This window comes from Microcoleus sp. w2-18bC1, assembly GCF_036700365.1.
GTDB lineage: Bacteria > Cyanobacteriota > Cyanobacteriia > Cyanobacteriales > Microcoleaceae > Microcoleus.
In genome coordinates this window covers 141,024-153,737 of record NZ_JAUBOS010000002.1, presented here as the reverse complement: position 1 = coordinate 153,737, position 12,714 = coordinate 141,024, and the positions used below count along the sequence as shown (strand labels likewise).

Sequence of the window (12,714 nt, the reverse complement as noted above, 5' to 3'; positions counted from 1 at the left end):
TGAAGAAGAGAGCGATCGCAATCCCAAATCCCAAAACCAGAACACAATCTGGTAAAATTGGGCTGTCAACCCAAAGGAAAGGCAAAAATACAAAGTGTGTTTGATGAACTAGGTGCATATAGACAAAGCCTAGGTTTACCATCGGCTGGCAGCGAAACCGATAAATCAACCATAGCTAAACTAGAAATAGCGGGTCAAAGTTTTTTTGGCATCAACTCTGGCAGCAACCCCAATCGTCGGCAAATAACCTTTAATGTCAATCCTATCACCAAAACCCACGCTGAAGCCGATGCTTTTCAACAAGCAGCCGATGCGGGAATTAGAGGAGGTAAAGCACGTTTGATTTGCGATCGCGAACTTTGTGCAGCCTGCGGCTTAAGAGGTGGAGTAAACTCTATGGCTTGGCAGTTAAATATAGAAGAATTAGAAATTATTACTCCCAATGGAAGTAAAACAATAACCGTTAAACTCCCAAATACAAGGAGGCGATAATGTTTGTGTTAAACCTATCAGCAGAAAATTGGGTTGGCAACCAGGATGAAGGTGACTTAATAGAAAGTCCTACTTGGAGTCAAATAGAACAAGCCATCCGCGAGTTAAATGGGACAACTAAAACTTTAGTTACCTTGGGTGCAGATGACGAGTGTTATATGAGCATTGGTGGCGGCGAATCCGGCAAATATATTGTTAACGTAACTTTTGATAACGTTAGCTTCCATAATTTAGTAGATCCATCAAAACCCGATGCAATAGAAAAGCTAGTTATCGGCGGACAAGAAGGTAATTATTCCGCCCGGATGTGTGTAAATTTAGAGACGGCACTGTTGGCAGCTCACACATTTACAGTATCAGGACAACTTCAAATATCACTGTCTTGGGAAGAAGAGAAAGAATTAGCGGTGTCATCAAATAAGATTTAACACAACCTAAGTGAAGTGCGATCGCTCTTTCTTCATCCGCGTTCATCCGCGTCAATCCGCCTGCATCTGCGGTAAAAAAAAAAGACCGGGAAGCCGAGCTATCCCGTAAAAAATCGCCCATTTCATAGTATCGGGGCCTGTGGTAAAATAAAACTAGAGTTTTCTCAGCTCAAGGAGATTTTGAGATGATTGCTACTACTTCAAGTTTAGCCGAACAAAGAACACTGCTAGAAAACATTAGCTGGTCAACCTTTGAAACGTTGCTCAAAGAAATAGGCGATCGCCGAGGTTATCGCATAGCTTATGATAACGGGATGTTGGAAATTATGAGTCCTTTATACGAACATGAAAATCCCAAGATTCAGTCTGATCGCTTCATTTTCATTTTAGCAGAAGAACTCGGCAGTGAAATCAAAAGTGCTGGCTCAATGACTCTCAAGCAAGAACAGGCTAAAAAGGGTATAGAACCTGACAATTGTTATTATATTCAAAGTGAACCAGCAGTCAGAGGCAGGCAAGAACTAGACTTAGAAACTGCCCCACCGCCCGACTTGGCAATTGAAATAGATATTACCAGTAGTTCAATTAATAAGTCAGGAATTTACTCGGCACTTGGCGTACCCGAACTCTGGAGATATAACGGGCGAGTTTTAAAATTTTATCAGTTAGCTTCCGAGGACTATGTTGAATGCAATTTCAGTATTGCTTTTCCCTTTTTATCATCAACAGAAATGAGTAGGTTTTTTGAGCAGACTAAAACAATGGGAGAAATTGCATTACTGAAATCATTTAGAATTTGGGTTAGGGAAAAAATCTAAAGCGGTGAATATCGCCCTTTAGTCCATCCGCGTTCATTGTGGCACGGGCGTCCCGCCTGTGAAAAAGATGCGGTTTAACAAAAGAGCGATCGCCCAACTAAAACTCCCTAATCTCAGGATGAACAAACTGATAACCCGCCGCCTTAATCTTTTGATTCGACACCCTCGCATTATAAGGCCGCACGCTAGGACTTCCATCCCAAGAAACTTTAGGCAAATTATTAGCTTCAAAAATGCGATCGAGCAATTCGCCACTGGATAGCGACACATCCCCGACTAAATTGTAAATTCCCTGCAATCGATTTTCCAAAGCAAAGGTTAACCCCCCAACAATATCATCTCGATGCACCCAATTAGTAGCATCTTCCCCCCTACCGGGACGAGTGCTCCCAGCCCAGCCTCCAAAGATTTTAACTAATTCTCGCCCAGGCCCATAAATTCCTCCCAAACGGAGAATGCAGACGTGAAGATTTGGACTAGATGCTGCTAATAAAACCCGTTCTGTTTCTGCGAGAATTTCACCGTTTGGATTAGCAGGCGCGACAGGTGAATCTTCATTTACCAATTCACCTTGGCGATCGCCATAGATAGAATAAGTACCCGTATAAATAACCTGCTTGACTGTCGGTATCTGCTGTAAAACAGCTACTAAAGTTGTCGCAGTATCTAAATAACTCTCCCGATAAGTCTGAGAATTTGGAGCACCGACGCACAGCATAACAGCATCTTGTTCTTGCAATACAGCCGTCATTGCCTCTTTGTCATTTCCCTTGATCACGGCTACCCGCTGGGCGACACCCTCCAACTCAACTACTCGCGTCGCCGTCGTAGTTGTCGCCGTCACGGTATAATCAGATTTGCCGCGTAAATGTTTGGCTGTCGCAGTACCCACATAGCCACAGCCGACGATCGCAACTTTCATAAAAAATTCTCCATTGTGTCATGCTCTCTAAAATTATTGCCGGTTTCTGAAATCATGGCGCGCTGAGTTTTGTGGTAAAATGCAAAGCGTCGCGATCGAAGTACCATCATGTCCGAGAGAGATATTTTTGCCACCTCCTCAGAAAGTGAACTTTTAGCTTTTTATGGTTCTTTGTTTGCGATCGCAGCCGCCGATGGTTCCGTTGATATTGACGAACTAGATTTGTTGTTTAAAACCATAAATTTAGACAAATTTTCTGACTCTGCAAAGACTCAAATCCACTCCTACACAGCCAGTCCCCCATCACTCAGCGACTGTTTGCAAACACTCAGCAAGTCAGAAGAACCGCTGCGTTTGGGAGTCATGTATTTTTTAATTAACATTGCTGGGGCAAATAAGACGCTGCATCCCGCAGAAAATGAGGCTATCCAATCTGCAAAAAAACTGCTGGCGGTTTCCGACTTGCAAATCCAAGCCATGCAGGAATTCATCGCAGACATGAAACACATACGGGAGGGCGCGCCTAATAAAAATCAGGCATCAGCATCCTTCAATTCTGCTGTTTCCCAGGTTAAAAATAAGGGCATTCCTCTCGATTTAATCTACCGGAAAGGAGCCACAACAAACCTCAGCATCCCCAAAATCAACTATTCAGATGAAAGTTTTTGGACTAAACTTAAAAACTTTGCTTTAACCGCAGGAAGAGAAGTAGTTGAAAAAGCTTTGATTCTCTACTATACGGCTCAGAACCCAAACGTGCCTGCTTGGGCAAAAGGAGTTGTAGTTGGAGCTTTGACCTATTTTATATCTCCTGTTGATGCCATTCCCGATATATTAGTCGGTGTTGGATTTACAGATGATTTGGGAGTGTTACTGGCGGCGATCGCTACTGTTTCAGTATACATTAATGCTGATACTAAAGAACAAGCCAAACAAAAAATGAAAGATTGGTTTGGTCAATAATATTATGTCTAATTGAGCGTTTTGTGGTGTCGGCGTCGGACTAATATAATCTGAATAATATAGCTGTTTTTTATAGATAAAATAAAGGACACTGCGCTGCCGTGTCCCTACATAATATCTATAATTCACTCAACTAAAAACTTGATAATTATGGATTCTCAGTCTTTAATCGGCTTACCATCTCGATTGACAATACGGCTTTCACCATCCTTAGCCGTGACATTTTCATAAACCCCTTCATCCCGCTTCACGTACTTGCTGAACCCCTGATTTTTATAATCGGTGTCCGATGTCGGCTTCATCAACCTCGGAGCGCTCAGCAGTCGGCGTACTGGAGCATCTGCGGGAGTCTCCCCGGGTTCGCGCTTAGCCAACTCGCACAGTTGGCCCCAAGTCGAAACTTCCAGGTTCATGCTGTGCCAAACTTCTAACTGCTGGTTGTTTTCGGGACACAAATAATCGTATACAGGCATACTAAGAATCTCGTTTGCAACTACTAAAATTACTAATTGCACGGTTATTCAGAAAATTATAGCTCAACATTACTAAGAATTCAAGGCCAACAATCAAACTTTACTATTTTTAACGGTTGTTGAAACCTTAAATCAGCTATATTATTAACCCTGTGTGCTTGCTCCCGGATGCGATCGAGACAATGCCCAAAAGTACGCTACCCTGAAATCCTCTGACTCGATCCAACGATCGCACGATCGACGGTTAGCAAATGCCCGCAAGACTTACCTCAATGCCGTCACAGGATTGATCATCATTTTCAGACTGTACGCCAATCACAGATTCTAAGTTTCAATTTTATTTATTTACTCACCAGCGAGGATTTACCGATGAGCGATTTCAAAGTTACGCCAGAAGTAGAGCTGAACACAGCTCAAATGTTGGAGCGATATCAACTGCAAGATGAGACAACTCTGCGGCGTTGGGCAAAACTGCACGGCATCAATAGCACCCGTGGTTTCTTCTATCCCAGTGAAGTAGATTTGATGGATCACGCTCACCACCATCTCTACAATTTGGGAATGAGCATTGCGGATTACCAAAGTCTTTTAGATCGGCGCCGCAGCCATTCCCAGACACCGGGCGACCAAAATAAAACAGTAGCAAGTCAAGTTGCTGACGAAGCATACGATGCCATAGAAACGCTAACCGATCAGTATGCTGAAGCTATTGATTTAATGGGAGAACGTATAGCAGACCATTTCATCGATGAACTCGATTTATCTGTGATGAGGCACCTTTCTAAAAAAGTGCAAGACCGGCGCACTCTCAACGGTCAAACCAAAAAGCCTAACCGTTTTCTCCAAGTGATTAAAGCCGTGTTGCAACCGAGCAGCGAAAATACGCTTCTGGTTCCGAAAAAAGAGGATGACTCTAGTTTAGAATTAGAACAGCATCACCGCCTCGGCTAGTAGCCGATTTTTTTGAAAGACTAAGAGACTTTTTGTTCAATTTACTGGTAAATTTTACTAAAAAGCAGACTCGCTCCCTTCCCTTGTCAAGGGGAGGAAGCAAGAGTCACATTCTTTATATTATGAAACCGAATAGAAAAAAATAAATTGAGGTTTCCCAGAAGTCTAAATTAGTTGTCAACTGATATTAGGTTTCGCAACTCTGTCCAATCTAATATAACTAGGCACAGATTGCGCGATCGCCAAAATCCGAGATAATATCTGCTGAATTGAACCTGTCAACCTCGCCCAAGGTAAAAAAATGATTAAATCCTGGATGGTAATTGGAGGCGTCGCCTTGATAGTAGCACTAGCCACTAACATAATCCCGCCCAGCGACATCCAATGGTTCAACCGATTGCAGCGTCCGAGATGGCTAGTAATTGAAAAAGCAATTCCCTTAATTTGGACAGTAATTTTTATTTGTGCAGCTTGGTCAGCAGTGATTGTTTGGGAAAAAGAACCAGGAACTCAGGAGACTTGGCTGAGAATGGGTTTGTACCTGCTTTTAGAAATAGTAACCATGTCTTACACCTCGGTTATGTGCAAAATTAGGAGCCTAAAAGTCGGCACAATAATCGGCGGAACTGGCGCTATTTTAAGCGTAATGCTAGCTTTAAGTGTCTTGCAAGTTTCGGAGCCGGCCGCCCTGTTATTGCTACCTTACATACTTTGGAGTCCGATCGGCACTTACACCACTTGGGCAATGATGCACCTGAATCCGGCCGATGTTTAATTGATCTAAAATTACAGGTAATTGGTAATTGAGCATTGGGAAAAAGGTAATTGCTAAGATGTACCTCACCTAATAGAAAACTGCTATAGCAAGCCTCGTATCAATTGTGAACTCTTTGTCTTCCTCTTCTTCCTTCGCGCTCTTCGCGTCTTCGCGGTTCGTTAAATAGAGATTCTCTGAGTTTTATCGCGTGGTGGGGGTGGCTTTATTTAATTTGTTGGCAATGTGAGTATGATTTGTAAACCCACCCCTAGAAGTTGATTGAGAATGATGGTTGATTTGAGTTTTAACTCAAATCAACCATCATTCTCCGACTTTAAACCTCCGTCCAATGTCGGGCAAACCAGTTAACCTAACGATTGCCAGAGCTGGTCGGAGGCTCAATTTCCGGCGGTTCAGGAGGGGGAGATTCAGACTCAGGAGGATTCAGCGACTCCTCCCAAACTTTGATTTGCGATCGAGCTTGCTCAAAAGCCCGAGTACCCGAAGGAATTTTCTTCAAAGTCGCGATCGCCCCAGCCAGATCCGACGACGACTCTTCCACACCCAGCGCCAAAATCCGCTGGCTCCACTCATCAATCGCCTCACTCGCCTGCCACCGCAGCGAACTCGACTCCGGAACCTGACTTGCCAGCGCAATAGCCGTTTGCAAAGCGTCAGCAGTCCCGGATCGGGCCGTCTGACGGGCGTTCTGCAAACCTTGCTCGCCCTGAAATTGAGCCTCCCAAGTCCGAATGTTCGATCGAGCTTCCTCATAAAGCACCCGTCCCGATCGAATCCGGCGCGCCATCTCAATTGCCCCCGCCAAATTGCCGCTCGCCGCTAGCTGCTGAGCTCTATCCAAAAACGGCTGGTCAACAAGCCGCTGTCTCCTCTCGATCCAAGCTTGAATTTTGGCTTGAGCTTCCACGTAAAGCGCCCTACCTCTACCGATCCGAGAAGCTTGAGCAACGGCGGCTTCCAGAGCATTCGGATCGCCCGTACTCGCTAAATCGTTCGCTTTTTGCAAATAGGGACTGTCTTCCATCAGCTCGATTTGACGGCTCAAGGTGCTAATTTGACGGCGAGCTTCCGAAGCGCGGGGATTTGATTCCGGGACTGTTTGCAATTGCGCGATGGCAGCCCTCAAATCATTTACCCCACCCGGCGCCGCCAGCCTGCTTGCCAAATCCAAAACTTTCACATCAGCCATTTCTTGCTGCCAGCGGCCGACTAAATCTTGAGCTTGTTTGTATAAAGGGCGACCGGACTTCAACTTTTGAGCAATCTCGATCGCCTTGGAGAAACCCTCAACAGAGCCAGTCAAAGCCTGAGAAGTAGCATTCGCCAACTCATTAAAATCCTGTACTTGTTCCCTTAAATTTGCCGACTCTGGAATCTTGTTAGCGATCGCCATCGCCTCCTGCCAATCCCCTGCTTGCAAGCGTTTTTGGGCGATATCCAGAATTTTCTTGCTAAATTCCGCGATCGCCTTATTGGCAGCTTGATACAAATAACTGTTTTGATCAATTCCCTGAGCCAGCTTAATCCCCGTCACCAGATTGTCGAGACCTCCCTCGGAGGCTGTATTCCGGGCTTTTAGCAACTTATTGCCCTCAGCCCGAGTCGTCTGAATTAGCTTAGTCAATTCCTCGTACTTAGCCGATTCCCAGAAAGTATTTCCCAAATCCAAAAGCAGAGTAGCTTGGCTGAAAGCCAGCGGCCACTCTTCCTGACGCAAGTGGTCTTCAGCCGTGCGGTAAATTTTCTCTGCATCGCTCCATATCGACTGCCACTTTTCAATCTGCTTTTCCATCTTCGGGTAAGCCGGAACGTTTTTAGGAACCTTACGAGCGAGCGCAATCGCCTCATCCAGCTTTCCTTCTTGGAAACTAGCATTTCCCAGCCTAATAATATCCTCCGACCACCGATCGATTTGAGTGTTAATTCTCGGCCGCAACGGATGGTTTTGTGGCAAAGCATTCACTAATTCGATCGCCCTGAGCAAATCATCCGCCGTCCGCTTGCTTGCTGCTTCTTGAGCACAAAAAAAGCGATCGTTAGCAGAAGCCGTTGGCCAAAAAATCTTTGAGCAATTGGACTGCGAGGTCAGGTTGAGTAAAGACGCAATTGCCACAAACCCCATACCCACCGATACCATCAAACTCAGCGCCAGCCAAAACTGCCACTTGTTCGACCAGTTCCGCCAAAACGGATTGTGTTCCCCCGGCGGCTGCGAGTTTTCCCCAGACAAATTCGGCGGTAGTTCCAGATGCCCTCCCGGCAGTTTTCCCGAAGTAACCAACTCTCGGAGCTCTTTAAGTCGTTCAGCCCGGTTTTTCCTTGCTGGTAAGCGCACCAGCGACGAAGTATCCTTTGTTGACTCCAAGGATTCTGATGCAGACCAACGGCCTGGTATTTTGCGATCTTGACTCATATCCTCACCACAAACAGCAACCAGCTAGCGTAAGTTATTTAAAAACTGCGAGCGCTGCTATCAACTGCTCTATAAAATGTATTCATCACTTTTACATACTCCCGTCTGCCCTAGACTGCAAGAGCCGATCGCCAAACCGCCAAAATCAAAATTTTGTGATTAGGTAATTGATAATGCGTAATTGGCAATTGGTCAAGGCCATCATCCCTAACTCGCACTCAATAGAGCCAATTACACATTATCGTCTCAAGAACCGGAGTTTGAGCGCAAATCGCCGATCAGTTCCGCAAGTTGGTCGCTATTAGCTTGGTAAACCTCATTGCAGAAATGGCACGTAGCCTCAGCCCCCCCATCTTTTTCAATCATGTCTTGGAGTTCGGCTTCGCCCAACATTTTCAAAGCTCCCAAAACTCGATCGAACGAACACCCACAGTCAAAGCGCACCATCTGAGTTTCCGGGAAAATTTCCAGGCCCATATCTCCCAGTAACTCTTCGAGAATCTGGTGGAGCGTTTTGCCCGATCGCAGCAGCGGCGTAAAGCCCGACAATTCAGCAACTCTAGATTCTAAAGTTTGCACCAATTTTTCGTCGGTTGCCGCCTTGGGCAGAACCTGCAACAGCACACCCCCAGACGCTTCTACCCCGCCCGCCCCTACAAACACCCCCAAAACCAGAGCCGAAGGCGTTTGCTCCGAGGTTGCCAAATAGTGAGTTAGATCGTCGCCAATTTCGCCGGAAACCAATTCTACCGTACTGGAATAAGGGAAGCCGTATCCAACGTCCCGCACCACGTACAAATAACCGTCACCTATTGCCCCGCCGACATCGAGTTTGCCTTTAGCATTGGGCGGCAATTCGACTTCGGGATTATCCACATAACCTCGAACCGTTCCATCAAGTCCCGCATCCACCAGAAGCCCGCCCAGCGGCCCATCTCCTTTGATGCGAATGTTGACTCTCGATTCGGGCCGCTTCATGCTGGAGGCGAGTAACAGCCCCGCCGACATTGTGCGGCCGAGGGCGGCTGTAGCCACATAGGAGAGCTTGTGCCGCTGTCTTGCTTCTTCGGTGAGGCGGGTGGAAATGACGCCTACAGCGCGAATTCCGCCCTCTGCGGCTGTAGCGCGAATTAATTGATCGGCCATGAAAAACCTTGCTTTTGTCTTTTGATACCTTCTTGAACTATTTTATAAGTTCTTGAAGGTTGTGGCAGCAGAGAGCAGCAGTTGACTCGGCGGGCCTGGGAGTGCGATCGAACTTCCAAACTCGCCTTTGTTTTCTATAAAACCTTGATTAACTGAGGATTTATTAACAAATAGTCTGATGGATTATTCGATATCAATATTTATTTGAAAAGCCCAGAATAACGAGTGCATTTATTGTTACCACGCCAGCTTGTTCTCAGTCTATTTATAACAATTAACAAATAACCACTAATAACTATATTCCTGAACGCACTCGGAAGATATAAACCGGTTTTTTTAACCGATCTAGAGGCTTTTAATCCCGTGTATTTAATCTAAAAAACCCGATTTCTGGCTACCGATGCCTAAGTCCTAAACTAATGACTAATAACTAATAACTAATGACCAATGACCAATGAATAACAACTAATGACTAAAGCTTATCTTGCCGCTAACCAGACGATTACCAAACCTTTACCTTTGCCGGTTAGAGTCAGAGGCGTAGGTCTCAGACAAATGTTTTTTAGCTGGAAATAAGCGATATGCCACCAACATCCAAAGCACTTTTAGCGGAAATCCAGCATAACACAGGAGCGAGCCGAAACTTGCATTTTTATGCCAAGGGCGAAACCATTCCTATGATGTCGCATGGCCTTTGGCGAGTCTGTCAAGGTTTAGCACAACTGAGTACGCTTTATCCAAACGGGGAAGAAGGACTTTTGGGCTGGGTTGGGCCTTCGATGTGCTTCGGTTTGTGGTTGACAAACTTGCAGACTTACCGAGCTACGGCGACATCAGATATTTATTTGATGTGGTATTCTATGGTGGAAATCGAAGCTTCTCCTCAATTGGCTCACGAGTTGCTGCCTCAAATGGTACGGCGGCTGCGGCAAATGGAAGCAATTTTAGCGATCGCCGGACAGCGGCGAGTAGATGACCGTTTGTATCAGCTACTGCTATTATTGCAACAGGAATTCGGTCAGCCTGTGGTTGAGGGAACTCGTTTGAATATTCGCTTGACACATCAAGATATTGCTAATGCGATTTGCACGACGCGGGTAACAGTAACTCGAATGCTGGGAAAATTGCAGCAGCAAGGGTTAATCAGTCGAGATGGCGATCGGCATTTAATACTTAACAAAGATGTTTTTGCGTCAACGTCTGATTTGTTTGGCTGCAACCCTCAAGCAGTGTAGCAAGCGCCGAAAAAAATCTTATTCTGCTTCGCCAATCAGGGTAAATGCTGCCCAATCTTGCGGAGTTGGGTGCATCTTCATTGTCATCAGCATCGCTTGCCGCAAAGCTTGAGCTTTATTCGGGTTTTTCTGTAACTGGCGATAGAATTCTGCCATTAATTCCGCTGTCGGCTCATCGGGCACTAACCACAGAGAAACGATAATAGTGGAAACACCAGCACTAATTAAAGCACGAGATAACCCAAGCACGCCATCGCCTGTGATGTTTCCTCTGCCAGTATTGCAAGCACTTAATACCACTAATTCAGCATTTAATTTTAAATCCAAGATTTCGCTCGAAGTCAGCAATCCGTCATCATTTCCTGATGGCGCAAGGGCGATCGCTCCCGGTAAATCTCGCCTCTTCACTTCATTGAGTAATCCGTGAGTTGCCAGATGAATAATCCGGGCTTTTAGCATCTGTTGAACAATCGATGCTTTAGTCGCTTGAGAGCCTGTAATCGGTTTAGTCTTCAGAAGTTGGGCAATTATAATTGCTTCCCGTTCGCTGCCCGGTAAGGGCTCTAATTGGTGCGGCGGAGTGCCAATTTTGGGCATAATTGGATTGCCTACAACTAAGTTATTCTGGAGAGAAAGTTGTCGGACTTTTTGCCGTGATTGGTGGGTAAACTGCAAAATTTGAATGGCGGGAGCGGTGAGGATGGTATGTTTTTCAATCAGATATTGACCTGTCGGATCTTGTAAGGCGACAAAGGGAACTAAAAACAGAGATTGATGGGGAATGAAGATGATAGGAGCATTCGGGTCAGTAGGTAAAAGATCGGCAATGGGTTGAATCAGTAGTTGATAACTTTGCTGTAATTTGGGGTAGATTATGCGAGAATTAGCAGGGGTAGAAGCAGGGGGATTAGCTGTTTGTTTATTGGCAATGTCCCCCGCCGATACACCCAGAGCATCGCGAGTGCCGCGAATCACCTCAGCTAAGGCGGTATGTTGCTCATTTAATCCTCTCGTCCCCAAAGCAGCAGATACTCTTGTCTGTTCGGTGGCTTCGCGTAGATTGACGTTAAGAGATTTGAGGTCAACGGAGCGAAAGGTAATTTCACCAGTCGGCTTGATGACCCAAATATAAAGGGCTTCATTCCAAATAGTTGAATACTCGACAAGGGTAGCGTTTTGCTCTTTAGCAATTTGTTGAATTTGCTGGATATTGGGGGGGTTGATAGTAGTTTGGGCAGATGCAGATGGGGCTTGGCGAGATGCCAATAACTCCACAAAAGCTCTGGCTCTACCCCGTTCGGCAATTTCTAAAGCCTCATTAGTTTTTTTCTGAGCAATGAAGACTTTTTGTAAAATGACGTAGGGGTTAGTTTGGGTTTCAAAGATTGACACTTTATTGGCATCGTCTAATCCAGCACGGAGAGATTCTGAAACTTTAATACTATCAAGTAGCGTTGTCTCGGCTGCTGGGAGATTGCCCGATTTGTAAAGAGCAAGTCCCAGATTTCCTAAAGCTATCCCCTCGCTTGGGCGGTCTTTAATTTCCCGGGCGATCGCCAACGACTGCTGTTCGTACTCAATCGCTTTGGCGTAGTCGCCGAGTTCAGAGTAAGCAATTCCCAGACTTCTCAAAGCTCTCCCCTCGCTTTGGCGGTCTTTAATTTCCCGGGCGATCGCCAACGACTGCTGAGTGTACTCTATCGCTTTGGCGTAGTCGCCGAGGGTATAGTAAGCATTTCCCAGATTTCCCAAAGCTTTCCCCTCGCTTTGGCGGCCTTTTATTTCTCGGGCGATCGCCAACCACTGCTGTTCGTACTCAATCGCTTTGGCGTAGTCGCCGAGGGAATAGTAAGCATTTCCCAGACTTCCCACAGCTTTCCCCTCGCTTGGGCGGTCTTTAATTTCTCGGGCGATCGCCAAATACTGCTGAGCGTACTCAATCGCTTTGGCGTAGTCGCCGAGGGAATAGTAAGCATTTCCCAGACTTCCCAAAGCGGCCCCCTCGCTTTGGCGGTCTTTAATTTCTCGGGCGATCGCCAAATACTGCTGAGCGTACTCAATCGCTTTGGCGTAGTCGCCGAGGGAATAGTAAGCA

The 12,714-nt window shown here is 45.9% G+C and carries 13 protein-coding genes; 8 read left to right on the top strand and 5 right to left on the bottom strand.

The genetic code is table 11. The features are described from left to right. Window positions 1-96 precede the first annotated feature (96 nt). From QT979_RS02820 to QT979_RS02810, 3 genes are all read left to right on the top strand, one after another. The gene (locus QT979_RS02820; protein ID WP_333215460.1) at window positions 97-492 is read left to right on the top strand and encodes a deaminase; all 396 of its coding nucleotides are present in this window, start codon (window positions 97-99) and stop codon (window positions 490-492) included. Further along, window positions 492-920 carry an Imm1 family immunity protein gene (locus QT979_RS02815; protein ID WP_333215458.1) on the top strand — a complete coding sequence of 143 codons (429 nt, stop codon included), beginning with the start codon at window positions 492-494 and terminating at the stop codon, window positions 918-920. Before QT979_RS02820 ends, QT979_RS02815 begins: the two co-directional genes overlap by 1 nt. A gap of 185 nt (window positions 921-1,105) precedes the next feature. Beyond that, window positions 1,106-1,738, top strand: coding sequence for a Uma2 family endonuclease (locus QT979_RS02810; protein ID WP_333215456.1), 633 nt, complete (start codon window positions 1,106-1,108; stop codon window positions 1,736-1,738). A gap of 97 nt (window positions 1,739-1,835) precedes the next feature. Here QT979_RS02810 and QT979_RS02805 read toward each other — a convergent pair whose 3' ends face one another. Beyond that, window positions 1,836-2,660 (bottom strand): NAD-dependent epimerase/dehydratase family protein, encoded by an 825-nt coding sequence (locus QT979_RS02805; RefSeq protein WP_333308028.1) that lies wholly within the window; start codon window positions 2,658-2,660, stop codon window positions 1,836-1,838. Between the two features lie 108 nt (window positions 2,661-2,768). Here QT979_RS02805 and QT979_RS02800 point away from each other — a divergent pair, with 108 nt between their 5' ends. Further along, on the top strand, window positions 2,769-3,623 hold the full coding sequence (locus QT979_RS02800; protein ID WP_333308026.1) for a DUF1232 domain-containing protein: 855 nt from the start codon (window positions 2,769-2,771) through the stop codon (window positions 3,621-3,623). A 158-nt stretch (window positions 3,624-3,781) separates the two neighbouring features. Here the strand turns inward: QT979_RS02800 and QT979_RS02795 are convergent, their stop codons facing one another. Next, window positions 3,782-4,096, bottom strand: coding sequence for a zinc ribbon domain-containing protein (locus tag QT979_RS02795; RefSeq protein WP_333052014.1), 315 nt, complete (start codon window positions 4,094-4,096; stop codon window positions 3,782-3,784). Between the two features lie 154 nt (window positions 4,097-4,250). Between QT979_RS02795 and QT979_RS02790 the strand changes: the two genes are divergently transcribed. From QT979_RS02790 to QT979_RS02780, 3 genes are all read left to right on the top strand, one after another. Beyond that, window positions 4,251-4,424, top strand: coding sequence for a hypothetical protein (locus QT979_RS02790; RefSeq protein ID WP_333308024.1), 174 nt, complete (start codon window positions 4,251-4,253; stop codon window positions 4,422-4,424). A gap of 41 nt (window positions 4,425-4,465) precedes the next feature. Next, window positions 4,466-5,047, top strand: a complete 582-nt coding sequence (locus QT979_RS02785; protein WP_333084571.1) for a hypothetical protein — start codon at window positions 4,466-4,468, stop codon at window positions 5,045-5,047. Window positions 5,048-5,348: 301 nt separating this feature from the next. Next, the gene (locus tag QT979_RS02780) at window positions 5,349-5,822 is read left to right on the top strand and encodes a TspO/MBR family protein (protein ID WP_333215446.1); all 474 of its coding nucleotides are present in this window, start codon (window positions 5,349-5,351) and stop codon (window positions 5,820-5,822) included. A 352-nt stretch (window positions 5,823-6,174) separates the two neighbouring features. On the opposite strand, the gene QT979_RS02775 is transcribed toward QT979_RS02780, so the two are convergent. Beyond that, the gene (locus tag QT979_RS02775) at window positions 6,175-8,238 is read right to left on the bottom strand and encodes a hypothetical protein (protein ID WP_333308022.1); all 2,064 of its coding nucleotides are present in this window, start codon (window positions 8,236-8,238) and stop codon (window positions 6,175-6,177) included. A gap of 246 nt (window positions 8,239-8,484) precedes the next feature. Beyond that, window positions 8,485-9,384 (bottom strand): Hsp33 family molecular chaperone HslO, encoded by a 900-nt coding sequence (hslO, locus tag QT979_RS02770; RefSeq protein ID WP_333230499.1) that lies wholly within the window; start codon window positions 9,382-9,384, stop codon window positions 8,485-8,487. A gap of 581 nt (window positions 9,385-9,965) precedes the next feature. Between hslO and QT979_RS02765 the strand changes: the two genes are divergently transcribed. Further along, a complete protein-coding gene (locus QT979_RS02765; protein WP_333215617.1) occupies window positions 9,966-10,619 on the top strand; it encodes a Crp/Fnr family transcriptional regulator in 654 nt (217 codons plus the stop codon). 18 nt (window positions 10,620-10,637) lie between these two features. Here the strand turns inward: QT979_RS02765 and QT979_RS02760 are convergent. Further along, on the bottom strand, window positions 10,638-12,714 hold a 2,077-nt coding region (locus tag QT979_RS02760; protein ID WP_333308019.1), incomplete at its 5' end, for a CHAT domain-containing protein.